At 64.3% G+C, this 23,947-nt stretch carries 17 protein-coding genes; 10 read left to right on the top strand and 7 right to left on the bottom strand.

Going from position 1 to position 23,947, the window contains the following annotated elements; translation table 11 throughout:
• Nucleotides 1-22: 22 nt before the first annotated feature.
• Nucleotides 23-1,594 (bottom strand): aminotransferase-like domain-containing protein, encoded by a 1,572-nt coding sequence (locus PQR53_RS17590; protein WP_408456147.1) that lies wholly within the window; start codon nucleotides 1,592-1,594, stop codon nucleotides 23-25.
• 178 nt (nucleotides 1,595-1,772) lie between these two features.
• Here PQR53_RS17590 and PQR53_RS17585 point away from each other — a divergent pair, with 178 nt between their 5' ends.
• The gene (locus tag PQR53_RS17585; protein WP_408456145.1) at nucleotides 1,773-2,150 is read left to right on the top strand and encodes a hypothetical protein; all 378 of its coding nucleotides are present in this window, start codon (nucleotides 1,773-1,775) and stop codon (nucleotides 2,148-2,150) included.
• A gap of 70 nt (nucleotides 2,151-2,220) precedes the next feature.
• Nucleotides 2,221-2,748 (top strand): LEA/WHy family protein, encoded by a 528-nt coding sequence (locus PQR53_RS17580; RefSeq protein WP_408456273.1) that lies wholly within the window; start codon nucleotides 2,221-2,223, stop codon nucleotides 2,746-2,748.
• Nucleotides 2,749-2,755: 7 nt separating this feature from the next.
• Here PQR53_RS17580 and PQR53_RS17575 read toward each other — a convergent pair whose 3' ends face one another.
• The 3 genes from PQR53_RS17575 to PQR53_RS17565 form a co-directional block, all read right to left on the bottom strand.
• Nucleotides 2,756-3,934, bottom strand: a complete 1,179-nt coding sequence (locus PQR53_RS17575; protein ID WP_408456143.1) for an acetyl-CoA C-acyltransferase — start codon at nucleotides 3,932-3,934, stop codon at nucleotides 2,756-2,758.
• 318 nt (nucleotides 3,935-4,252) lie between these two features.
• The gene (locus PQR53_RS17570; RefSeq protein ID WP_408456141.1) at nucleotides 4,253-6,337 is read right to left on the bottom strand and encodes a 3-hydroxyacyl-CoA dehydrogenase NAD-binding domain-containing protein; all 2,085 of its coding nucleotides are present in this window, start codon (nucleotides 6,335-6,337) and stop codon (nucleotides 4,253-4,255) included.
• A gap of 154 nt (nucleotides 6,338-6,491) precedes the next feature.
• A complete protein-coding gene (locus tag PQR53_RS17565; protein ID WP_408456270.1) occupies nucleotides 6,492-8,177 on the bottom strand; it encodes a 3-(methylthio)propionyl-CoA ligase in 1,686 nt (561 codons plus the stop codon).
• 234 nt (nucleotides 8,178-8,411) lie between these two features.
• Between PQR53_RS17565 and PQR53_RS17560 the strand changes: the two genes are divergently transcribed.
• From PQR53_RS17560 to PQR53_RS17540, 5 genes are all read left to right on the top strand, one after another.
• Complete coding sequence (locus PQR53_RS17560; protein WP_408456139.1) at nucleotides 8,412-9,968, top strand: protein adenylyltransferase SelO; 1,557 nt, start codon at nucleotides 8,412-8,414, stop codon at nucleotides 9,966-9,968.
• Between the two features lie 157 nt (nucleotides 9,969-10,125).
• Nucleotides 10,126-10,548 carry a peptide-methionine (R)-S-oxide reductase MsrB gene (gene msrB, locus PQR53_RS17555; protein ID WP_408456137.1) on the top strand — a complete coding sequence of 141 codons (423 nt, stop codon included), beginning with the start codon at nucleotides 10,126-10,128 and terminating at the stop codon, nucleotides 10,546-10,548.
• A 245-nt stretch (nucleotides 10,549-10,793) separates the two neighbouring features.
• Nucleotides 10,794-11,324 (top strand): septation protein A, encoded by a 531-nt coding sequence (locus tag PQR53_RS17550; protein WP_408456135.1) that lies wholly within the window; start codon nucleotides 10,794-10,796, stop codon nucleotides 11,322-11,324.
• A 1-nt stretch (nucleotide 11,325) separates the two neighbouring features.
• On the top strand, nucleotides 11,326-11,640 hold the full coding sequence (locus PQR53_RS17545; protein WP_266210677.1) for a BolA family protein: 315 nt from the start codon (nucleotides 11,326-11,328) through the stop codon (nucleotides 11,638-11,640).
• A gap of 10 nt (nucleotides 11,641-11,650) precedes the next feature.
• Nucleotides 11,651-12,430 (top strand): peptidylprolyl isomerase, encoded by a 780-nt coding sequence (locus PQR53_RS17540; RefSeq protein ID WP_179731607.1) that lies wholly within the window; start codon nucleotides 11,651-11,653, stop codon nucleotides 12,428-12,430.
• 86 nt (nucleotides 12,431-12,516) lie between these two features.
• Here the strand turns inward: PQR53_RS17540 and PQR53_RS17535 are convergent, their stop codons facing one another.
• From PQR53_RS17535 to purL, 3 genes are all read right to left on the bottom strand, one after another.
• Nucleotides 12,517-13,809 carry a HipA domain-containing protein gene (locus PQR53_RS17535; protein ID WP_408456131.1) on the bottom strand — a complete coding sequence of 431 codons (1,293 nt, stop codon included), beginning with the start codon at nucleotides 13,807-13,809 and terminating at the stop codon, nucleotides 12,517-12,519.
• The gene (locus PQR53_RS17530; protein WP_179731603.1) at nucleotides 13,799-14,086 is read right to left on the bottom strand and encodes a helix-turn-helix domain-containing protein; all 288 of its coding nucleotides are present in this window, start codon (nucleotides 14,084-14,086) and stop codon (nucleotides 13,799-13,801) included. Before PQR53_RS17530 ends, PQR53_RS17535 begins: the two co-directional genes overlap by 11 nt.
• 239 nt (nucleotides 14,087-14,325) lie before the next feature.
• Complete coding sequence (gene purL, locus PQR53_RS17525) at nucleotides 14,326-18,420, bottom strand: phosphoribosylformylglycinamidine synthase (protein ID WP_408456127.1); 4,095 nt, start codon at nucleotides 18,418-18,420, stop codon at nucleotides 14,326-14,328.
• Between the two features lie 329 nt (nucleotides 18,421-18,749).
• On the opposite strand from purL, the gene PQR53_RS17520 reads away from it, so the two are divergent.
• The 3 genes from PQR53_RS17520 (at nucleotide 18,750) to PQR53_RS17510 (ending at nucleotide 23,742) form a co-directional block, all read left to right on the top strand.
• Entirely contained in the window at nucleotides 18,750-20,462 is a 1,713-nt protein-coding gene (locus PQR53_RS17520) for a M35 family metalloendopeptidase (protein ID WP_408456125.1), read from the top strand.
• Nucleotides 20,463-20,739: 277 nt separating this feature from the next.
• Nucleotides 20,740-22,038, top strand: coding sequence for an FAD-dependent oxidoreductase (locus PQR53_RS17515; protein WP_408456123.1), 1,299 nt, complete (start codon nucleotides 20,740-20,742; stop codon nucleotides 22,036-22,038).
• A 114-nt stretch (nucleotides 22,039-22,152) separates the two neighbouring features.
• On the top strand, nucleotides 22,153-23,742 hold the full coding sequence (locus tag PQR53_RS17510; protein WP_408456120.1) for an NAD(P)H-hydrate dehydratase: 1,590 nt from the start codon (nucleotides 22,153-22,155) through the stop codon (nucleotides 23,740-23,742).
• Nucleotides 23,743-23,947: the final 205 nt, after the last annotated feature.

The raw sequence follows: 23,947 nt of genomic DNA, 5'->3' as shown, positions 1-23,947 counted from the left end.
GCGCAGCGGGAAATGATAACCGCTACGGCGTTCGCGCATGCGTCGTCATCCGCGCCGCCAGACGCCCTAACCTGCGCACCGCATCGTCGGCCTGATCGAGATCCGTACTCGGACAACTCAAACGAATGAAATGATCGAAGCGCCCCGCGTTCGAAAACACCGTGCCCGGCATCACGCGGATGCCTTCATCCAAAGCCGCATCGAAATACGCCGACGACGATACCTGGCGCGGCAGTTCGATCCAGAAAAACATCCCCCCGCCTGGCGGCGTGAATCGCGTCCCCTCGGGAAACGATGCAGCAATAGCAGCAGCCATCCGTTCCCGCTGCATCCGCAGACGGTCGCGCAGACGCCGCAAATGCCGCTCGTATGCGCTCGTTTCCAGAAATTCGGCGAGCACGACTTGCGACAACTGTTCGTTATGCCGGGACTGCGCGAACTTCAGCATGCCGATGCGCGGATGCCAGCGTCCGCCGTTGATCCAGCCGACCCGCATGCCGGGCGCGAGCGTCTTGTTGAACGACGTGCAATGAATCACGGTGCCGTCGGTGTCCCATGCCTTCAACGATTTAGGCGGCTGCGCGGCGTCGGCGAGTTCGCGGTAGGGATCGTCTTCGATCAGCGGAATGCCGGCTCGCGCACACAGGGCCACGAGCCGCGCCTTGTGCGTGTCAGGCATCACGCTGCCGAGCGGGTTCTGCAGATTCGGCACCACCACCACCGCTTTGATGTCGGGATGCGTTTGCAGCGCGAACGTCAGCGCTTCGATAGCGAGACCGGTGGTCGGACTGGCCGGAATTTCAAGCGCGCGCAAGCCGAGGCTTTCGAGCGCCTGCAGCAAGCCGAAAAAGCACGGCGACTCCACCGCGACGGTGTCTCCTGGCTGCGTGACCGCGCGCAACGCCAGGTTCACCGCCTCGATCCCACCGTGGGTCATGATCACGTCGTCCGCGCCGATCTGGATGCCGACGTCGAGCGCACGGCGCGCAATGACTGAGCGCAGCTCGGGATCGCCCTGATCGGGTCCGGCCGCGGTCAGCAAGGTCGGCCGGCGGCGCAATGCGCGGAGCGCGGCTTTCTGCAAGGCATCCGTGGGATACAGATCGGGCGAGGCGGTCGCGCCGCCCAGATTCAGCGCATCGGGATAGCGCTGGAATTTCGACACGATTGCCGAAATGGCCGAATGGATTCCGACGAACTGCGCGGCGCCGGGCGCGGCCGCGAGATCGGGCTCGCTTGCCGCCGGCAGCGCTGCTGCCTGACGGGCGCGTACGAAATAGCCCGCGCGTGGCCGAGCGTCGATCAATGCGTCGCGTTCGAGGGTGCGATAGCTCTCGGTCGCCGTGGCGAGGCTCACGCCATGCCGCTGCATGAACGCACGCATCGACGGCATACGGTCGCCAGGGCGCAACACGCCGTGATCGATAGCACGGCGGTATTGATCGGCTAATTGGCGATAGAGGGGCCGGCCTTCCGGGGGCTGGCCGTCCGGGGGCTGGCCGTCCGGGGGCTGGCCGGCCGGGGGCTGTGCCACGGGTGGTGCTTCCGTGCACGACACCGCTTGTGCATCTGGTGTAAAGGTAGAAGAGTTCATGAGCCGATGGTGCGGATAGTTCGCGCGCGGCAACAGATACACACCAGCGTGATTCCAACCGATACAGGCCGCCGAAATTCCACGTTGTACCGGTTCACATTGTCCATTATTGCGCCTGTTTTCACGTGGACGGACTCAATAAGCTGTATGGCATGCAAACGGTTTAAAGGAATCGATCATGCCCAGCACTCAACCTGGCACCCGCTTACCTCACAATGCTGCCACCTCGCGCGTTGCTACCGGTCAGATAGCCGTCCACGATCTGCGCGCACGAACCTCGATCGTGGCCGTCGAAGGCGATCTGCAACTCGACTTCCGCGATCATTCTCTCGCGTGGCTGGGCGACACCGTCCCGGTCACATCGATCACGCTGCATGAAGGCGAACGCTATGTCACACCGCAGCGCGGCGTCGTATCGATCCACGCCACGCATGCGAAATCCGCCGTGTTCGTCGTACAGCCATTGCGGGCGAAAAACGGGCGCCGCGGGTTCATCAGTCAGGCCGTGCGCAATCTGATGAGCCTCGTCAAGACACGGCTCCAGCGGGCCACCTGAAACGTCGCTACTGGCACAGAACCGCCCGCTACAATGCATGACCCAACCCGCTTCCATCGAGGTGCCGGTCATGTTCTTCTTTCGCGTACTGCTGTCCCGCCTTGATGCCCGTTATGCCCGTCTGGCCGCGATCCTCGCCGTCATCACGCTGACGCTCAACGGCTGCGCCGGTCTGTTCGGCGGCGACCCTTTGCGCGTGAATGTGGCCGGCATCGAACCGGTCGAGGGCCAAGGCCTGGAGATGCGCTTCAGCATCAAACTGCGCGTACAGAATCCCAATGAATCCGCTGTCAACTTCAACGGCGTGTCGCTCGATCTCGAGCTGAACGGCAAACCGTTCGCCAGCGGCGTCAGCGATCAGAGCGGCACCGTGCCGCGCTTTGGCGAAACGGTAGTCGTTGTGCCGCTGACGGTGCCCGCCTTCGCCGCGGTCCGTCAGGCCTTCGCGTTCGCGGGCGCCGTGCAAGCGGGCGCCGTGCAGGCGGGACAGATTCCCTACATCCTGCGCGGCAAGCTCGCCGGTGGCTTGACCGGCACGATACGCTTCGTCGATCAAGGTACGTTAAGCCTGCCGTCGCCCGGCATGGCTTTGCCCTGACGCCTGATCAAACCACCTCGAACAAACCCGCCGCGCCCTGGCCGCCGCCGATACACATCGTCACGACGACCAGTTTCGCGCCGCGCCGCTTGCCTTCGATCAGCGCATGGCCGGTCAAACGCGCGCCCGACACGCCATACGGATGGCCCACCGCAATCGCGCCGCCGTTGACGTTCAGGCGGTCGTGTGGAATGCCGAGCTTGTCGGCGCAATACAGCACCTGCACCGCGAACGCTTCGTTCAGTTCCCACAGGTCGATATCCTCGACCTTCAGGCCTGCCTGCTTGAGCAGCTTCGGCACGGCGAATACCGGGCCGATGCCCATCTCGTCCGGCTCACAACCGGCCACCGCGAAGCCGCGGAAAATGCCCAGCGGTTGCAGGCCTTCGCGCTCCGCCGCTTTCGCGTTCATCACGACGCAAGCGGACGCGCCGTCCGAGAACTGGCTCGCGTTACCTGCCGTGATCACGCCGCCCGGCATTGCGGTACGAATCTTCGACACGCCTTCGAGGGTGGTGTCGGCACGAATGCCTTCGTCGGCGCTGACGGTGACTTCCTTCGTGAAGAGGCGCCCGCTCGCTTTGTCGGCGACACCGGCCAGCACCGTCAGCGGCACGATCTCGTCCTTGAACTTGCCGGCTTCGAGCGCGGCCGCGGCGCGCTGTTGCGAGCGCACGCCGTATTCGTCCTGACGTTCCTTCGAGATCGCGTAGCGCTTCGCGACGTTCTCGGCCGTCTGCAGCATCGACCAGTAGATTTCCGGCTTGTTCTTGCTGAGCCAGCCTTCGGCCAGCATGTGGCGGTTCATCTCGTTCTGCACGCACGAGATCGATTCCACGCCACCCGCTACGAACACATCGCCCTCACCGGCAATCACGCGCTGCGCGGCCAGTGCGATTGTCTGCAAGCCGGACGAGCAGAAACGGTTGACCGTCATGCCCGGCACGCTGACCGGCAAACCGGCGCGCAGCGCGATCTGGCGCGCGATGTTGGCGCCCGTCGCGCCTTCCGGATTCGCGCAGCCCATGATCACGTCTTCGATGCGCGCCGGGTCCAGCTTCGCGCGCTCGACAGCGGCCTGCGTCACATGCCCGCCGAGCGTCGCGCCGTGCGTCATGTTGAAACCGCCGCGCCATGATTTGGCGAGGCCCGTACGGGCGGTCGATACGATTACGGCATCAGTCATCCATGTCTCCTGTGTCGACCAGAGTTAGCGCTTTAGTGCTTACTCTGGTCCCATACAAAGTTGTCGACCAGAGTTAGCGTGTCGGCCAGAGTTGGCGCTTTAGCGCCTACTCTGGTCCCATAGCGCTTACTCTGGTCCCATACAAAGTTGTCGACCAGAGTTAGCGTGTCGACCAGAGTTGGCGCTTTAGCGCCTACTCTGGTCCCATAGCGCTTACTCCGGTCCCATACAAGTGGGTTGCTACTTCCAGATGTTGACGGTGGGCGCGCGGCGGATCGCTCAGTCGCCCCACTTCATTCATTGCATTCAGGCGGCGTTTCAGCCATTGAACCCACGGCCCTTCGCCGCAAGCTCGGCGATGCTCGGCGCCAACTGCCAGGCGTCGCCATTCGGCCGCGACGCATAGCGACGAATCGCGCGCTCGACGTTGTAGAGCCCGACCGTATCCGCGTACAGCATCGGACCGCCGCGATAGAGCGGGAAGCCGTACCCGGTCAGATAAACCATGTCGATGTCCGACGCCTTCGACGCAATGCCCTCCTCGAGAATCTTCGCGCCTTCGTTGACGAGCGCGAACACCAGACGCTCGACGATTTCCTCGTCGCTGATCTTGCGGCGCCCGGTGTTGGCTTCCTTCGAGAACGCCGTGATCATCTCGTCGACCACTTTCGACGGATACGCGGTGCGGTCGCCCGCCTTGTAGTCGTACCAGCCGCCACCGGTTTTCTGCCCGAAGCGCCCCGTCTCGCACAGCCGGTCGGCGATCTTCGAGTAGTGCATCTCCGGATGCTCCTGATAGCGGCGCTTGCGGATCGCCCAGCCGATGTCGTTACCGGCCAGATCGCTCATGCGGAACGGACCCATCGCGAAGCCGAACTTCTCGATGGCCTTGTCCACCTGCGCGGGCAATGCGCCTTCTTCGAGCATGAAGAGTGCTTGACGGATGTATTGCTCGATCATCCGGTTGCCGATAAAACCATCGCACACGCCCGAGACCACCGCGGTCTTTTTGATCTTCTTCGCGAGTTTCATGACGGTAGCGAGGACGTCTTTCGCCGTCTCCTTGCCACGCACCACTTCGAGCAGCTTCATCACGTTGGCCGGGCTGAAAAAATGCATGCCGACCACGTCCTGCGGACGCCTGGTGAAGGCGGCGATCTTGTCGACATCCAGCGTCGAGGTATTCGATGCGAGGATCGCGCCTGGTTTTGCCACTTCGTCCAGACGCTTGAACACCTGTTCTTTCACGCCGAGTTCTTCGAACACGGCTTCGACGATCAGGTCCGCGTGTTTCAGGTCGTCATAGGAGAGCGTGGGCGTGATCAGCGCCATGCGCTGTTCCAGCACTTCTGGCTTGAGCTTGCCTTTCTTGACGGTGGCTTCGTAGTTCTTGCGGATCGTGGCGAGGCCACGCTCGAGTGCTTCCTGCTTCGTTTCCAGCAGCGTGACCGGAATGCCCGCGTTGATGAAGTTCATCGCGATGCCGCCGCCCATCGTGCCGGCACCGATCACGGCGACCTGGTCGATCTCACGGGCAACCGTATCGGAAGGCACATCGGGAATCTTGCTCGCCGCGCGTTCGCCGAAGAACGCATGACGCAGCGCATGGCTTTCCGGCGTTTGCACGAGCGCCATGAAGCATTCGCGTTCGAAGGCAAGGCCCTTGTCGAAACCGTTTTGTACGCCGGCTTCCACCGCGTCGATACACTTCAGCGGCGCCGGGAAATTCTTTGCCATCGCCGTGACGGTATTGCGCGCGAATTGAATGAAGCCGGCCGCATTCGGATGTTCGATCTTACGCTCGCGCACCTTCGGATGAGGACCCTCCTGCGCGCCGACTTTGCAGGCAAACGCAAGCGCCGCTTCAGTCAGATTGCCTTCTGTCACTTCGTCGAACAGACCCGAGCCGGCCAGTTTCTCCGACATCACCGGCGCGCCGGAAACGATCATGTTGAGTGCGGCTTCGAGGCCGATGGCACGCGGCAAACGCTGCGTGCCGCCCGCGCCCGGCAGAATGCCAAGCTTCACTTCCGGCAGCGCGATCTGCGCGCCGGGAGCGGCGATGCGGTAATGCGCGCCGAGCGCCAACTCCAGCCCGCCGCCCATTGCGACGCTGTGAATCGCGGCAACCACCGGCTTCGCGCTGCCCTCGACGGTCTTGATGACCGTGGCGAGCGTCGGCTCCTGAGTCGCCTTCGGCGTGTTGAATTCGGTGATGTCGGCGCCGCCCGAGAAGGCTTTGCCCGCGCCTGTCAGCACGATTGCCTTGATGGCCGGATCGTTCTGCGCGCGCTCGATCCCTTCGACGATACCGACTCGCGTCGAGAGGCCGAGGCCGTTTACGGGGGGATTGTTCAGCGTGATGACGGCCACGCCGTCATGAGTTGTGTAGTCCACTGCCATCTGCCTGTCTCCATGCGATGAGGCGGCGCATGACGCGCCGCCCGTCCCAGTTCACCGAGCCGCAGAGAGATCGACCCGTGAGTCGACCCATTCTGCGACTTTCCGGGGGTCAGCAGGCAGAATACACAAAAAAGCACGCTCGTTCAATTTATCGTTAGGCGGGGTTTCCCCTGGCGAGCGGCGTGAGCGGGCAGTCCTTTGCGTCTTCGAGCGCGGAGGGCAGGATATGGTCGCGGAAGGTGTCGCGCAGCTTGAGTTTCTGCAGCTTGCCGGTGGCCGTGTGCGGCAGTTCGTCGACGAAGGCGACGTCGTCGGGAATCCACCATTTGGCGACCTTGCCGTCGTAGAACGCGAGCAGCTCTGCGCGCGTCACGTCGAACCCGGGCCGCTTGACGACCACCAGCAGCGGCCGCTCGGTCCACTTCGGATGCGCGCAGGCAATGCACGCGGCCTCGGCGACTGCGGGGTGCGCGATGGCGACATTCTCGAGGTCGATCGAACTGATCCACTCGCCGCCCGACTTGATCACGTCTTTCGAGCGATCCGTGATGTGCAGAAAGCTGTCACGGTCGATGGTGGCGACGTCGCCGGTCGGGAACCAGCCGTCCACGAGCGGCGAATCGTCCTTGCGGAAATACCGGTCGATCACCCACGGCCCGCGCACGTGCAGATCGCCGAACGCCACGCCGTCCCACGGCAGATCGCGGCCGTCTTCGCCGACGATCTTCATATCGACGCCGTACAGCACGTGGCCCTGCTTTTCGAGCAGTTTGCGCTGCTCGGCCAACGGACGCTGGCTCTGTTCCCACGTCAGCTTCGACAAGGTGCCGAGCGGTGACATTTCCGTCATGCCCCACGCATGGATCACCTGCACGCCGTACTCGTCCTCGAAGGCGCGCAGCATGGCCGGCGGACACGCAGAGCCGCCGATCACCGTGCGATTCAACGAAGAGAAACGCACCTTGGCCTCGCGCAGATAGTTGAGCAAGCCGAGCCACACGGTCGGCACGCCGGCCGAATACGTGACGCGTTCGCTTTCCATCAATTCATACAGCGATTTGCCGTCGAGATCCTTGCCGGGAAAGACCAGCTTCGCGCCGGTCAGCGGCGCGGAGTGCGGAATGCCCCAGGCGTTCACATGGAACATCGGCACGACCGGCAGCACGGAGTCGCGCGCGGACAGGCTCATCGCATCGGGCAGCGCGGCACCGAACGCGTGCAGCACCGTCGAGCGATGCGAATACAGCGCGCCCTTCGGATTGCCGGTGGTGCCGGACGTATAGCAAAGGTACGAGGCCTGGCGCTCGTCGAGTTGCGGCCATGCGTAGTTGCCATCTTGCGCGTCAAGTAAGGTTTCGTAGCTCAGTACCGGCGTTTGCAGCGTCGGCAGATGGGCTTCGTCGGCCAGTGCGATCCAGCCGCGCACTTTCGGGCATTGTGGCGCGAGACAATCGACGAGCGGTGCGAAGGTGGCGTCGAACAGCACGTAGGCGTCGTCCGCGTGGTTGACGATGTAGGCGATCTGGTCGGGAAAGAGACGCGGATTGATCGTGTGACAGACCGCGCCGAAGCCGGTCGTGCCGTAATACGCTTCCAGATGCCGGTAGCCGTTCCAGGCCAGCGTGGCCACCCGCTCGCCGGGCTCGACGCCAAGCGCGATCAGCGCCTGCGCCAGCTGCTTCGCGCGCTTTTCGCAGTCGCGGTAGGTGTAGCGATGCACGTCGCCTTCAATGCGTCGCGACACGATCTCGGTGTCGCCGAAATGCCGCGCGGCATGCGCGAGCAACGAGGACACAGTGAGCGGCACGTCCATCATCTGGCCAGGCAGCGGCGTCGTCATCGTCATAAAGAGAGGTCTCCTCGCGTTGTTTGCGTCATTGGGGTGCAGCTCGGGGCCGCGCGGCGCATCGTTGCGTCGCGGGGGACGTTCCGGTGGGTCGCGTGGCGCGTTTTGAAGCGGCGCAGTAGCGCGCTGGCGGGAGACGCCCGGCACACAGGCGGCGTCGGCCTAAGGGCCGGCCAGCAGCGCCGCGGGCGCCGACTTACAATATCGGTTAATCCAGAGGCGCTCAACATGTCGTTTTCCCCAAGCATTGCAGGGTTATCCGGGCCTTTATCGGCTCTCTCCGACGCACTCGTCACCTCGCCCGAAAGCGCGTTTGCGCGACTCGGCAGCGCGTTTCTGACGCGTCTGCCCGCGGCGCCGCTCAGTGCGCCCCACCTGGTCGGATTCTCCGCAGAAACCGCTGCGTTGCTCGGTTTAGAGCCGGGCCTCCAGACCGATCCGGGCTTCGCCGAACTCTTCTCCGGCAACGCGACGCGCGAGTGGCCTTCGGCCGCGCTGCCGTACGCGTCGGTGTATTCGGGGCATCAGTTCGGCGTGTGGGCCGGCCAGCTCGGCGACGGCCGCGCGCTCGGTCTCGGCGAAATCGAACACAACGGCCAACGCTTCGAGCTGCAACTCAAGGGCGCAGGCCGCACGCCCTATTCACGCATGGGCGACGGCCGCGCGGTGTTGCGCTCGTCGATCCGCGAGTATCTGTGTTCGGAAGCGATGCATCACCTCGGCATTCCGACCACGCGCGCGCTGTGCGTGATCGGCTCCGACCAGCCGGTGCGGCGTGAGGAAGTCGAAACCGCGGCGGTTGTCACGCGCGTGGCGCCGAGCTTCGTGCGCTTCGGACACTTCGAGCATTTCTATTCGAACGATCGCGTCGATGCACTGCGCGCGCTCGCCGATCATGTGATCGAGCGCTTCTATCCGCACTGCCGCGAAGCCGGCGACCCGTATCTCGCGCTGCTCGATGAAGCGGTGAGGTCGACGGCTGATCTGATGGTCGAATGGCAAGCCGTGGGTTTCTGCCACGGCGTGATGAATACCGACAACATGTCGATCCTGGGTCTCACGATCGACTACGGCCCGTTCGGTTTCATGGATGGTTTCGACGCCGGCTACATCTGCAATCACTCTGACTCGCAAGGCCGTTACGCGTACAAGATGCAGCCGCAGATCGCGTACTGGAACCTCTTTTGCCTCGCCCAAGGCCTGCTGCCGCTGCTGGGCGTTCAGCATGAAGAAAGCGTGCGCGGCGACAAGGCGATCGAAGACGCGCAGCGTGTGCTCGGTGGCTTCAAGGACCGTTTCGCGCCGGCTCTCGAACAACGCATGCGCGCCAAACTTGGCCTCGAAATCGAGCGCGATGGCGACGATAGTCTGGTCAACCGCCTGTTCGAAGTGATGCACGCAAACCGTGCGGATTTCACGCTGACCTTTCGCAATCTGGCGCGCATTTCGAAGCACGACGCGAGCGCCGACGCGCCGGTGCGCGATCTGTTTCTCGACCGCGCTGCGTTCGACGCATGGGTGAACGACTACCGCGCGCGCCTGTCCGAAGAAACACGCGACGACGCCGCGCGTGCCATTGCAATGAACCGTGTGAACCCCAAATTCATACTTCGAAATCATCTCGCGGAAACGGCGATACGCCGAGCGAAAGAGAAGGATTTCTCCGAAGTGGAGCGTTTGGCGGCCGTGCTGCGCCGCCCGTTCGACGAACAGCCGGAACACGAAGCGTATGCAGGGCTGCCGCCGGATTGGGCCAGCTCGCTGGAAGTGAGTTGCTCCTCGTGACGCTGAGCCGAACTCGCTTGAATCAGCTTTGAAGCCGCTTGTTTCCGCTTTGAAGCCGCTTTGAAACCGCTTGAATCCGCTGAATCCGTGTAATGAGCCGAATCTGGCTGAACACTTTGCAGCCCCGAAAAACAAGCCCGAGACAGGAACCCCAATCATGAACAAGCCCGACGACATCAAGACCGACGCCCCCGCCGTGCAAAAAGACGACGCCGAATGGCGCAACCAGCTCTCCGACATCGAATACGAGGTGACCCGCAACGCGGCCACCGAGCGCCCCTTCACCGGCCGCTATCACGACCACTGGGACCGCGGCATCTATGACTGCGTGTGCTGCGGCACGCCGCTATTCGAATCGGATACCAAGTTCGACGCCGGTTGCGGCTGGCCGAGCTACTTCAAGCCGATCAACGGCGAAGTGATCGCCGAGAAAACCGACCGCTCGCACGGCATGCTGCGCATCGAGGTGCAATGCAAGAACTGCGGCGCGCATCTGGGTCACGTGTTCGAAGACGGACCGGCGCCGACCGGTCTGCGTTACTGCATCAATTCGGCTGCGTTACAATTCGAGCCCAAGTAACGCAGCGCGGAGTTCGGCGCCGGTTGAAGCGCGGCGGGCGCCTGTTTTAAGCGCCTGCCGCGACACCCTTCGTCCGGCTTGCGAACGGGACAACCCGGCGCGGCATTCAGGCTACCAACGGCGCAACGCGCCGTTGCCGGCTGCCGCGGCGGGTTTTTGCCATCCCTGCCACCGGGCGCCCCGCGCCGCGTCCCTGTTTTTCCGACCCATTCTCCGACCTACTCTTCCGAATTCCCGACCAGATAATGAAATTCCTGTTCGATCTGTTCCCGATCATCCTGTTTTTCGTCGCCTTCAAGATTTGGGGCATTTTCACGGCGACGGCAGTGGCGATCGTCGCCACGCTGGTACAGATCGCGTGGGTGGCCTTCCGCCACCGCAAGGTCGATTCCATGCTATGGGTGAGCCTCGGCGTCGTCACCGTATTCGGCGGCGCGACGCTCGTGCTGCACAACGACACCTTCATCAAATGGAAACCGACCGTGTTGTACTGGGCGTTTTCGGTCGCGTTGATCGTCTCGCAACTGGCCTTCAACAAGAACCTGATCGAAGCGATGATGGGCAAGCAGATCACGCTGCCGCACGCGATCTGGGGCAAGTTGAATGTCGTCTGGGCGATTTTCTTCGTGCTGCTCGGACTGGTTAACCTGTTCGTCGCGTATAACTACACGACCGATCAGTGGGTCAATTTCAAGCTGTTCGGCGCCACGGGGTGTCTGGTGGTGTTCATCATCGGACAGAGCTTGTGGCTGTCGAAGTATATGAAGGAAGAATGACATGACGAGCGATGTATTCATGCACGCCACCACCGCGGAGCGCGCGGCGTTGATCGAGGCGCGTCTCACCGCGGCGCTCGCGCCGGTCGCCTCGATCCAGATTACGGATGACAGCGCGCAGCACGCAGGCCACGCCGGCGCCTCCGCCGGCGGTCATTTCAGTGTCACGATCGTGGCGGCCGCATTCGCCGGCAAGGCCCGCGTGGCGCGGCATCGCATGGTGTATGATGCGCTGGCCGATGCCATGCAGCGCGGCATTCACGCCCTTGCAATCACGGCGTATACGCCCGAAGAATTCGCTTTGTTGCCCCGCTAGGAACCTCTCGATGACCTTGAAGAAAACCCGCCTTTGGGTATTGCTGGCTGCCTTTGCGGCCGCACCTGCATTCGCACAGAACATTGCCGTCGTGAACGGTACGCCGATTCCGAAAGCGCGCGCCGATGCGCTGATCGATCAACTGGTTCATCAAGGCCAGCAAGACACGCCGCAGTTGCAAATGGCCGTGCGCGAAGAACTGGTGAATCGCGAAATCCTGATGCAGGAAGCGATGCGCCGCGGCCTGCCGAATCGTCCGGACATCAAGGCACAAATCGCCGTTGCGCAGCAAACCGTCGTGCTGCGCGCGCTGATCGAAGACTTCGTGAAGAACAACACGCCGACCGACGCCGAAATCACCGCGCGCTACAACGCGCTGATCAAGGACGCGGGCGGCAAGGAATATCACCTGCATCACATCCTGGTGGACAACGAACAGCAAGCCAAGGATCTGATCGCGAAGATCAAGGCCGGCGCAAGCTTCGAAGACCTCGCCAAGCAATACTCGAAGGACCCGGGATCGGGCAAGAACGGCGGCGACCTGGACTGGTCGGACCCGAAGGCCTATGTGCCTGAATTTGCGGACGCGGCCACGCATCTGCAAAAAGGCCAGATGACCGACACGCCGGTGCATACGCAATTCGGCTGGCACATCATCCGTGTCGACGACGTGCGCAACATCACGCCGCCGCCGCTCGAGCAAGTGCGACCGCAGATCGTGCAACAGATCCAGCAGGAAAAGCTGCAGGCTTTTGAAGAAGGTCTGCGTAAGAACGCGAAGATTCAGTAAGCGTTCTTTGCCTGCTGCTTCAGAAAAAACCGCCTTCGTGGCGGTTTTTTTATGCTCCCGTCCCGTTCAGCGTTTCAGCCCCCGCATCACTTGCGCAGTGCCCTGCTCATCTCGGCAAGCGGCATGGCAACAATCGAGTCGAGCAACCGGACTTCGCCGGCATTCGGCTTCGTGACATCGTCGACGGCTCGCCGGGTGTCCGCGACTCGGGTATCGACAACGGCCAGCATCTCATCCAGCAATTTTTCCGGGCCTTTTGGCGCGAGGCCAAGCGCTTCGCCGAATGCCAGCATGTTCTTTCTGGAGACGTCCGCGAACTGAGTGGCCGCTCCAATCGGCATTGTCAGATCGCACTGCGGCCAACGGTCCCGCTGTTGCGGCTGATAGGTCGGCGTATGGTAGACGACTGTGCTGACCAGATCGTAAAACGGCGCCAGCATATAGCCTCGTGCGTTGACGAAGAACGAGAGGTTTTTCAGGTGGGAATCCGCGTTGCCGATGAGCACGTTGAAGACCGCCCAGCGGAATACATCGAGACGTGCCATTGCCCGCGTGCCGGTTTTTTCAATCGCATCCCTGAGTACCTGCGCCGTGGCGTTCTGGTATTTGAAGTTGCGGTCGTAGTTCAACAGTTGCATCGCGTCGACCGTATGCAAGCGCCGAACCGGTTCGGCGGCCGTATCGCGGTCGAAACGGTCGATCACATAGCAGGCCGAGGGCACCCGCACAAAATGCGTAGGCGGCACGCGCACGCCCATCGCTCGTGCCAGCTGCATGCAGAAAAATTCGTTTATCGCTGAATGAGGATAGCCGGTGCTTCGCATGTCAGGCTTGAGCAGATGCATTGACGGCTCATTACCCACGGGCTCAAAGAGCTGGTAGTTCGGCGCGTCGCCTTGCAAGGACAGCAGCAGTTTTTGTTGGGCACCCGCTGCGGACATGCGCTTGGGCGCAGTAGCGGTGAGCGCTCGTTGCGGCATGGCCTGAATGCGAGCCTCGAGGTCCGCGTACGACAAAGGCTGCAGACCACCGGAAGCTTCCTGTTCGCCCTCGGCGAGGAGCGTCAAGGCGCCTGCCGACTCCCGGCCGTAGTACGCAAGCAGCCCCCATGCATCGCTCGCATTGACTTTGGCTTCGCGAGCGAGCGCCGTGCGCATCTCCTCTTCAGGCAAAAGATTGTCGAAGAACCATTGCACCGGCCGCTGGCTCGAACCATCGACAAAACGTTCTGCATGCAGAGGGAAAGCGGGTGAAAGCACGAACGCGTCTTCGCGGTCGAGCCAGGTTCTATCGTAGGTAAATGACCAGATACCGCTTTCGTCGCTCACCACGCCAACGCGTTGGCCATTCGCGTAGGCGACGAGCGTTCTAGCTGCCATGAGTCACCCGGCGGCGATGGCGCGGTTGGGTGGCGAGGCCGGGAGGAATGTCTACGGACACCTGCGCGCGCAGGACAATGCCCAGTTCGCCGAGCAGGTGGAGCACCTTGCCGATTTGTGCCGTCGGCTTACCCGCCTCGATATGTGTGATGAACTTGGGCGACAGACCCGTGGCGATGGCGACGTCGTCGCGCGTCAGGCCCTGTGCAAGCCGTGACGCCCGCAAAAGATCACCCAACACCGTCATGTTGCTGATGAAAACGTCAGATTGCCGCATTCTTCGCCCTCGAGTTCGTACCCGCTCGGGAACATTATGCCATCAGACCAGGCGGGCAGCGGGAATTCGTACCCGAGCGGGTACGAGCGAGGAGTCGTGAATGCCAATATCGGGCTTTCGTACCCGAGCGGGTACGAAGAGGGGGGATTGGGATATATGGAGCTGTTTCGTACCCGAGCGGGTACGTAGCCGGCATCAGTCTGCCGCGCGTCAATAGCGCAGCAGACTGCCCGACTACCTCAACCCAACCAGCGCCGTGCGTTCTGGAACACGCGCAGCCACGGGCTCGCGTCCGTGCTGCCCTCGCCCCAGCCTTCCGGATGCCAGCTCATCTGCACCGCACGATGCACGCGCTCGGTGTGCGGCATCAGCACGCTGAAGCGGCCATCGGGTGTCGTGACCGACGTGATGCCGTTCGGCGATCCATTCGGGTTGAACGGATACTGCTCCGTTGCCTGACCACGGTGGTCGACGAAGCGCATCGCGACAGCCACCTTCGACGCATCGCCTTGCTGCGAAAAGTCCGCGTAACCTTCGCCGTGGGCGATTGCAACTGGAATGCGCGAACCTTCCATGCCGGCGAAGAAGATCGATGGCGACGCCTGCACTTCGACCAGCGAGAAGCGCGCTTCGAATTTTTCCGATTTGTTGCGCGTGAACTTCGGCCATGCTTCGGCGCCCGGGATCATCGAGGCGAGACTGCTCATCATCTGGCAGCCGTTGCAGATGCCGAGTGCGAACGTATCTTCGCGGCCGAAGAACGCCGCGAACATGTCGGCCAGTTGCGAGTTGAAGCGGATCGCCTTCGCCCAGCCTTCGCCGGCACCCAGCGTGTCGCCGTATGAGAAGCCGCCACACGCCACCGCACCGGCGAAATCTGCGAGGTTGGCGCGACCGGCCAGCAGGTCGCTCATGTGCACGTCGTGCGCGTCGAAGCCGGCGCGGTCGAATGCATAGGCCGTTTCGAGGTGCGAGTTCACGCCCTGCTCACGCAGGATCGCAACACGCGGACGCGCGCTCTTGCCCACGAATGGCGCAGCGACGTCTTCAGAAGGATCGAACGTGAGAACCGGCGAGATGCCCGGATCGGCTGCGTCGGAGAGCGCGTCGTATTCAGCGTCGGCGCAAGCCGGGTTGTCGCGCAGACGCGAAATGCGCCAGCTCACTTCGCTCCACGTGCGATGCAGTTCCGTGCGAGGCGCTTCGTAGATCTTCTTCGCGTCGCGATAGATTTCGATCGTGTCGCGCTCGTTGAGCTTGCCGATCACGTGCGAGCACGCCGACAAACCCTGTTCGCGCAACGTGCCCAGCACCGCGTCGCGGTCCGCCGCGCGCACCTGAATCACGCCGCCGAGTTCCTCGTTGAAGAGCGCGCGGATCGTGCGGTCTTCGCGGCGGCCGCTGGTCTGCTTCGCCCAGTCTTTGGCGTCGCCGTAGTCGGATTCGTGGTTCGGATCGAGCACCAGCATGTCGACATTCAGCGATACGCCGACGTGGCCCGCGAACGCCATTTCGCAGACCGTCGCCCACAGGCCGCCGTCAGAACGGTCGTGGTAGGCGAGCAGCTTGCCGCCGCTGTTCAGTGCCTGGATCGCCGTGAAGAAGCGCTTCAGATCTTCCGCGTCGTCGACGTCCGGCACCGTGTCGCCGACCTGCTGCGTAACTTGCGCGAGGATACTGCCGCCGAGGCGATGCTTGCCGCGGCCGAGGTCGATTGCGATCAGCACGGAGTCGCCCACCCCGTCCGTTCCGCTCGCGGGGCGCAGTTGCGGCGTGAGGTGACGACGCACGTCTTCAACCGGTGCGAATGCCGAGATGATCAACGAGACCGGCGCGACCACCTCCTTCGCCACGCCGCGGTCTTCCCACTTGGTGCGCATGGACAGCGAATCCTTGCCGACCGGAATGCTGATGCCGAGCGCCGGGCACAGTTCCATGCCGATCGCCTTGACCGTGTCGTACAGCGCGGCGTCTTCGCCCGCTGCGCCGCACGCGGCCATCCAGTTCGCCGACAGCTTCAATTTATCCAGCGACGCGATCGGCGCCGCCGCGATGTTGGTGACCGCCTCGCCGACCGCCATGCGGCCCGACGCCGGCGCATTGATGACAGCCAAAGGCGTGCGCTCGGCCATCGTCATCGCTTCGCCGCGGAAGCCCGCGTAGTCCATCGTGGTGATCGCGACGTCGGCAACCGGCACTTGCCACGGGCCGACCATCTGGTCACGCGCGGTCGTGCCGCCCACCGACCGGTCGCCGATCGTGATCAGGAACGACTTGCTGGCCACCGTTGGGTGACGCAGCACGCTCACCGCGACTTCCGACAAGGCGATGCCGGTGACGTCCACCGGTTCGAGTTTCGTTTCGACGCGCTTCACGTCGCGATGCATGCGCGGCGCCTTGCCGAGCAGCACTTCCATCGGCATATCAACCGGCTCGTGCGCAGTGTCGCCGTGCGCTTCGGCGTCGATCACCTTCAACTGGCGTGCAGCCGTTGCCGTGCCGACCACCGCGAACGGGCAGCGCTCGCGTTCGCACATGGCCTGGAAGGCCGGCAGATCCGTCGGCGCAATCGCCAGGACGTAACGCTCCTGTGCTTCGTTCGACCAGATTTCGCGCGGCGACAAACCGCTCTCTTCCAGCTGGATCTTGCGCAGATCGAAGATCGCGCCCTTGCCCGCGCCGTCCACCACTTCCGGGAACGCGTTCGACAAGCCGCCCGCGCCGACGTCGTGAATGCTCAGAATCGGGTTCTTTTCGCCGAGTTGCCAGCACGCATTGATGACTTCCTGCGCGCGCCGCTCGATTTCCGGGTTGCCGCGCTGGACCGAGTCGAAATCGAGTTCAGCCGTGTTCGTGCCGGTTGCCATCGAGCTGGCCGCACCACCGCCCATGCCGATGCGCATACCCGGCCCGCCGATCTGGATCAACAGCGAGCCTTCCGGCAGATCGTGCTTATGCGTGTGCTGATCGGAAATATTGCCGATGCCGCCGGCGATCATGATCGGCTTGTGATAGCCACGCACCAGACCCGCGACGTTCTGCTCATACGCACGGAAATAGCCGCCCAGATTGGGCCGGCCGAATTCATTGTTGAACGCGGCGCCGCCGAGCGGGCCGTCGATCATGATTTGCAGCGGCGACGCAATGCGGTCGGGACGGCCGTACGCTGCGTGCTTGTCGTCCGGATTGCGATGCGCGAGCGGCTGCGCTGCATCACGGGCGTTCTCCCATGCCTCGACGCCGTCCGGCAATTCCAGATTCGACACCGTGAAGCCCGCCAGACCCGCTTTCGGGCGCGCACCGCGACCGGTCGCGCCTTCGTCGCGAATTTCGCCGCCCGAACCGGTCGAAGCGCCCGGGAACGGCGAGATGGCGGTGGGATGGTTATGCGTTTCCACCTTCATCAAGGTGTGCGTCAGTTCGACGTTGCGGCGGTAGTGCTCAGGCAACTCGTTTGCGCCCAGTTCAGCCGGCGTGCGCGGGAACCAGCGCTCGGCCACACCGCCCGCCATGATCGCCGAGTTATCCGAATACGCGACGATCGTGCCTTGCGGGTTCAGCTTCTCGGTGTTGCGGATCATGTTGAACAGCGAGATGTCCTGCTTCTCGCCGTCGATAGTCCATTCCGCGTTGAAAATCTTGTGACGGCAGTGCTCGCTGTTGGCCTGCGCGAACATCATCAGTTCGACGTCGGTCGGGTTGCGGCCGAGTTTGGTGAATGCGTCCACCAGGTAGTCGATTTCGTCGGCGGCGAGCGCGAGGCCCAGTTCCGTGTTCGCCGCTTCCAGCGCGCCGCGCCCGTTGCCCAGCACGTCGACGGTTTGCAGCGGCTTGGCCGGCAGTTCGTCGAACAGATGCAACGCGTGGTCCCGCGAAGGCGAAACACTTTCGGTCATGCGGTCGTGCAGCGCCACGGCAACGGCCGCGCGGGCTTCGTCGGAGAGCGCCTTCTTGCCGCCCAGCAGGCCGCTCTTCAGCGTGACCGTGTATTCGACACCCCGTTCGATTCGCCGAACCTGCGCCAGACCGCACAGATGGGCAATATCGGTTGCCTTGCTGGCCCACGGCGACACCGTGCCGAAGCGCGGCACCACCAGGAAAGTTTCGGCCGTGCCGCGCTCCTTGACCTCTTCGAGCGGATCGCCGTAATGCATCAGCGCTTCGATCTTCGCGTTGTCTTCCGCGGAAAGTGGGGTTTGCGCGTTGACGAAGTGCAGATACTGGCCGCGCACGCCGGTGATGTTGGCGTCGATGCGCGTAAGCGTTTCGAGCAGGCGGGTTTGACGGAAATCGGAAAGGGCCGAAGCGCCGGGGAAACACGAGAAGTGGGCCATGGACTTGACGTTGCGTCGCTAATGATGCCGATGAGTGATGCCGATGAGTCGCGCGTGAAGGCGACGTGAGGCGCAAAGGAAGTCCGGGATTATACCCCGGGAACGCGCTTCCGGCGGCCATGGGACGTGTCCGGCCGGCCGGCGGCCGGGTGCTCGCGGATGTGTTCTCCCGATATGACATCCCGTCGGCATGCCGATGCTTTAATCGACGCGCAAGTGGGCAATTCATCCGCCCGGACGCGTCGGCGGCGCTGCGCACCGTGGGCGCGCCCCGTGATGCGCGAACACGCCCGCCACGCGAACCGCAAACTCACTCGAACAGGCATGTCATGAACGTCAACCGCTATGGCAGTATCGATCAGACTTCCTATCCGCCGGCTTTGATGCAGCCGCCGCCGGGCATGGCCGGCGCACTCACGCGGACGGCGCCGCGCATCTATGCGCCGGACGAGACGCCGCGCGCGCCGGTTGGCAATGCGGCGGCCTGGCCCCCACGGCGCGAGCCGGACGGCCGGGCGCCGAGGATTGGAGGCGGAGTTCAGCCGTTTGAGCGCATCGGCGGCGAAGCGGTGCCGGCCAGGCTGAACGATTCGGGTAAGCGGGTCCAGGACGGCGAGGACGGCAAAGGCAATCCGCTTCGCGACACGTGGGACGCGGATGGGCGGCACATCCGAGACAGCGTGGGCGCCGACGGTACACGTATTCGCGACACGTGGGACACGGACGGCAAGCGCACTCGCGACAGCGTGAGCGCCGACGGTACACGTATCCACGACACGTGGGACACGGACGGCAAGCGCACTCGCGACAGCGTGAGCGCCGACGGTACGCGTATCCACGACACGTGGGACACGGACGGCAAGCACACTCGCGACAGCGTGGACGCTAACGGCGACCGTATCCACGACAGTTGGGACGCTAACGGCGAACACATCCACGAGAATTCAAACGAAAGCGGAAAACACGTTCGCGATAGATGGGATTTGAGCGGCAACCACATACGCGACACGTGGGACGAGAACGGCAACCACATCCGTGACGTCTGGGACGCGAACGGCAAGCACAAACGCATCGTCTGGCACGAAAAGGCCAACCCCATCCCTCCTTCGATGGACGCCGACGGTCTCACGCCCGACCCCGCGGGACGCAACGGGCGTCCGATGCGTCGCCCCGTGGTCGGCGACGCCCCGGCGTCATCGCCGCTGCCGGGCAATGGCGGCGGCACCAGCCCGCCTTCGGAACCTGTCGGCGGCGGGGATGGCGGGCAGCCTGCGGAGCCCACAGGCGACGATGGCAGTCAACCTTCCGGGCCTGTCGGCGGCGGTGGTGGCGTACCCTCCGCGCCTATCGGTGGCGGTGGCGGTGGTCACGCCCCCGTACCCACCGGCGGTGGCGAGGGCGGCCAGCCCTCCGCCCCCATTGGCGGCGGCGGCGGTAACGGCCAGCCCTTCGCGCCCACCGGCGGCGACATCCAGGCGCCCGACAACAACGCCGGCAACACCGACTACGATCAACCCTCCCCCGGCTCCGCGCGCAACCCGGCGCTGATCGGGCTCACGCCGGAGCAAGGCGGGATAGTGACCAACGCCTATCAACACGTGAAGCGCATGATCGACAGCGCGCTTGGCAAGCTCGAATCCGGTCATCCGGACGACAACTTTGCGCGCTGGTTCGGCAGCCCGACACAGCGGAATGTGCAGAAAGTCGAACAGGTTCTGACCCACATGCAGCACGCCATGTCGCACGACCAGTTCACCTTCGTCCTGGGTGCGCCGCACGACAACTCGGAACTTGCGCACGTGCAAGCCAGTTCGCCTCATCAGATCAACCTGAAGCCACACTTCTTCGATCACGCGTTCGGCGCCAACACCCCGGAAGCGACGATAGCCCATGAGTTGAGCCATTTTCCGTACATCGGCAACACGAAGGACCATCTGTATGGTCCCGCCGCCGTCGCCGGCCTCGCGGCACGGAACAGCGACATCGCCACCGACAACGCCGAAAACTACGGCATGTTCATTCGCGCGCAGACGACGGCATGAGCCTCGCGAGCGGCGCCGCCACTCAACGCGGCCAGGACGGACGACAGGCGGACCACGAAGGACGCCGCCGCCCCGTGCGTTCCCGTCCCCTCGAGTTCCGCCCGCCGCGGCCGGACCCGCACGCCGCGCGCGTGGCAGGCGGGCCGGTTTGACTGCTATCATTCGCCCTTTCACCAGATCGGCGCGAGTGGCCCGAAGCAAGCCGGGCCGCGCGCCGCATGTCACGCCCAATGGGCACGCGCGGCTTCGGCGTCCCGTCGGCACATCGAATCAGAACATGGATGTCATTGTCATCGGCGGCGGGATTGCGGGCGTCGCCACCGCTTATCAATTGCGTGCGGCCGGCCACCGGGTATGCGTCGTCGAGCGCCACGCCACCGTCGCGCAAGGTGCGACCTATGGCCACGGCGGCACTGTCCTGCCCACCCCGCTCGACGTCTGGTTCGGCCCGACTTTCATGGCGAGCCGGCACAATGCCCGCAACGGCGTGATCAGCAAGACCGGCTTCAACGGACCGGCGCGTCAGTTCGTCAAGCAACTGGCGGCGTTGCAGGAACCGGAAGCGTTTGGCCGACAATACGGACGGTTGCGCCCGCTGATCGAATTGTCGCGTGACGCCATGGCCGACGTCGAAGCGCGCTTCGGGCTCGAATTCGAACAGGCAAGCGGTCTGCTGTATCTGGTGCGCTCGGCGCAGGAGTGGCAGCAGACCCGGCCGGCGCTCGATCTGCTGCATCAATACGAAGTCCCGCACCATGTGCTGACGCCCGCCGAGTGCGCGGCGTTCGAGCATTCGGTGCGCGTCGAGCCGGAATTTGCCGGCGGTGTGCTGTTCGACCAGGAGCGCACGGCCAATTCCCCGCTGTTCGCCAAGCTCCTCAAGCAGACGCTCGACAACCAGGGCGGCGTGCAATTCATGCTCGGCTGCGAAGTGTCGGCGATTCGCCTCGAAGGCCAGCGCGCGGCCGTGGAACTGGCGCCGCGGCCGGGTGCGGCCTCCCGGTCACGCGAAGTCGACGTGATTCACGCCGACGCCGTGGTGGTGGCCGCCGGGCACGGCAGCCTGGCGCTGCTCGAGCGCCTCGGCTTGCAGCTGCCGCTGCATCCGCTGCGCCTGCACACGCTGGTGGCGCCGATCGCGCATGAGGAATGCGCACCGCATGTGGCGATCGTCGACGCCGTCAAGCGGATTGGAATCAGCCGGATGAACCATCGCCTGCGGATCGCGGGTGGTGCGGTATTGCAGAGTACGAGCCAGCTCGACAAGCCACTGGGCGAAACGGTCACCACGGAAGCGCTCGCGCTGCTCGGTCAGGCGACTCACGACTGGATTCCAGGCGCGGCGCGGATTTCAGCAGCGTTGCCGTGGGAAGGCGTCAAGCTGCTGTCGCCGGACGGCTTGCCGGTCGTCGGCAACGCGCTGCATCCACGGCTGTTTGTGAACGTGGGGCATGGCCCGGCGGGCTGGGGCCTTGCCTGCGGCTCGGGCAAACTGATCGCCGACCTGATGTCGGGCCACCCACCGGGTGTCCCCGAAGACACGCTGGCCGCGCTGCGTGCGGATCGCTTCCAGTAACGGGCGACCCTGCGAGCTGGAAGACCGGGCGCGCGCCTTGCGCCCATCGGCACTACCATACGGATTCCCCAAGCTCCCGCGCCTTGCCCAAGGTGTGAACCGCGAAGCGCCGCCATGACAGAAGCCGACCTCACCCCGCCGACGCTCGTCAGCCCCCACGCCCGGGCGCTACCCCTGCTGACGCTCACCGATCTGCGGATCGCCGAATCCCAAGCCGCGGCAGGCTTGCCCGAACACACGCTGATGTCGCGCGCCGGTACGGCCGCGGCCAGCTTCCTGCAAGAGCTGATCACCCGCGACACGTCGGTCGAAAAATCGAAACAGAAAGTGTGGCTCATCGCCGGCCCAGGCAATAACGGCGGCGACGCATTGATCCTCGCGACCCGGTTGCACCAGGACGGCATCGCGGTGGAACTCTGCATGCCGGTCGACGTGAAACCGGACGACGCCCGCTGGGCGCTCGACACGGCCCGCGCAGCGGGGGTCGCGATCACGTCGGCACCGCCCGCTTCGCTCGACAGCTACACGTGGCTCGTCGACGGCATGTTCGGCATCGGTCTCACGCGTGAGCTCGACGGCGTCTTCGCGGCCATCGCCCGCCAGTTATCGCAGCGCGCGGCAGCCAGGCCCAGAAAAGGCGGCGTGCTGGCGCTCGACGTCCCCAGCGGCCTCGACAGCGATACCGGCACGATAATCGGCGGCAGCGACGGCGTCGCGGTCCATGCGACCCACACGATCAGCTTCATCGGCGCCAAACCGGGCCTGTTCACCGCACAGGGCCGTGACCTCGCCGGCGCAGTGATCGTCGCGCCGATCGGGATCGACAGCCGCCAGCGCACGGCCGTGCAACTGAACGCGCCCGACCTGTTCGCCACGTTCCTGCCGCCGCGCGATTTCGCGACCAACAAGGGCACGTTCGGCAGCCTCGCCGTGGTCGGCGGCGACACCGGCATGTGCGGCGCGCCGATCCTCGCGTCACGCGCGGCGCTGTACGCCGGCGCCGGCAAAGTCCATGTCGCGCTGCTCGGCGAGGGCGCGCCGCCCTACGATCCACCGCACCCCGAACTGATGCTGCACGCCATCGACGATCTGCCGCTCGACAAGATGGACGCGCTCGCGGTCGGCTGCGGCATGGGTCATCGCGAGCGCGCGACTCAGGTGATGCATGACGTGTTGCCGCTCGACGTGCCCAAGCTGTTCGATGCGGACGCGCTAAACCTGATCTCGAAGGACCCGTCGCTCGCCGCCGCAGTCACCGCGCGCGGCGTGCAAGGCGATCCGTGCATCCTGACGCCTCACCCGCTCGAAGCCGCGCGCCTGCTCGGCACCGACGCGCCGGGCGTGCAACGCGACCGGCTCAGCGCGGCGCGCGCGCTGGCCGCGCGCTTTGCCAGCGTCGTGGTGTTGAAAGGCACCGGCACGATCATCGCGGCGCCGGACGGTCGCCTCGCGATCAACCCGACCGGCAACGCCGCGCTCGCCACCGGCGGCACCGGCGACGTGCTCGGCGGCATCATCGGCGCGTTGCTCGCGCAGCATCTGCCGCGCTACGAAGCGGCGTTGGCGGGCGTCTACCTGCACGGCCTCGCCGCCGACACGCTGAGCGCGCAGGGCCACGGTCCGGCCGGCTTGACCGCGGGCGAACTGGCGCCGATGGTGCGCAGCTTGCTGAACCGCTTGTTTTATCCGGCAGCGGACCAGTGATGCGAAGCCCCCCGCGCCTAGGGCGCAAACCTTGCTGAGCCACACGGGCTGATCGGCACAGCCCAGCTTGGCCGCTCATCCCAACTTTTGCACCGGCCGCCAAACCGCTGCCGCCCTTCACACAACGCCGCTATACTGAATGACTGCGCCGCGCGTCGAATTCAGCGCGGCTTGCGGCGAACTTTCAGCGAGCCGGTTCGATCGC

It is taken from the genome of Paraburkholderia fungorum, from assembly GCF_046027605.1.
In the GTDB taxonomy this organism is placed as follows: domain Bacteria; phylum Pseudomonadota; class Gammaproteobacteria; order Burkholderiales; family Burkholderiaceae; genus Paraburkholderia; species Paraburkholderia fungorum_F.
Note: the sequence above shows the minus strand (reverse complement) of the source record. Positions and strands in the feature narration are given on the sequence as shown.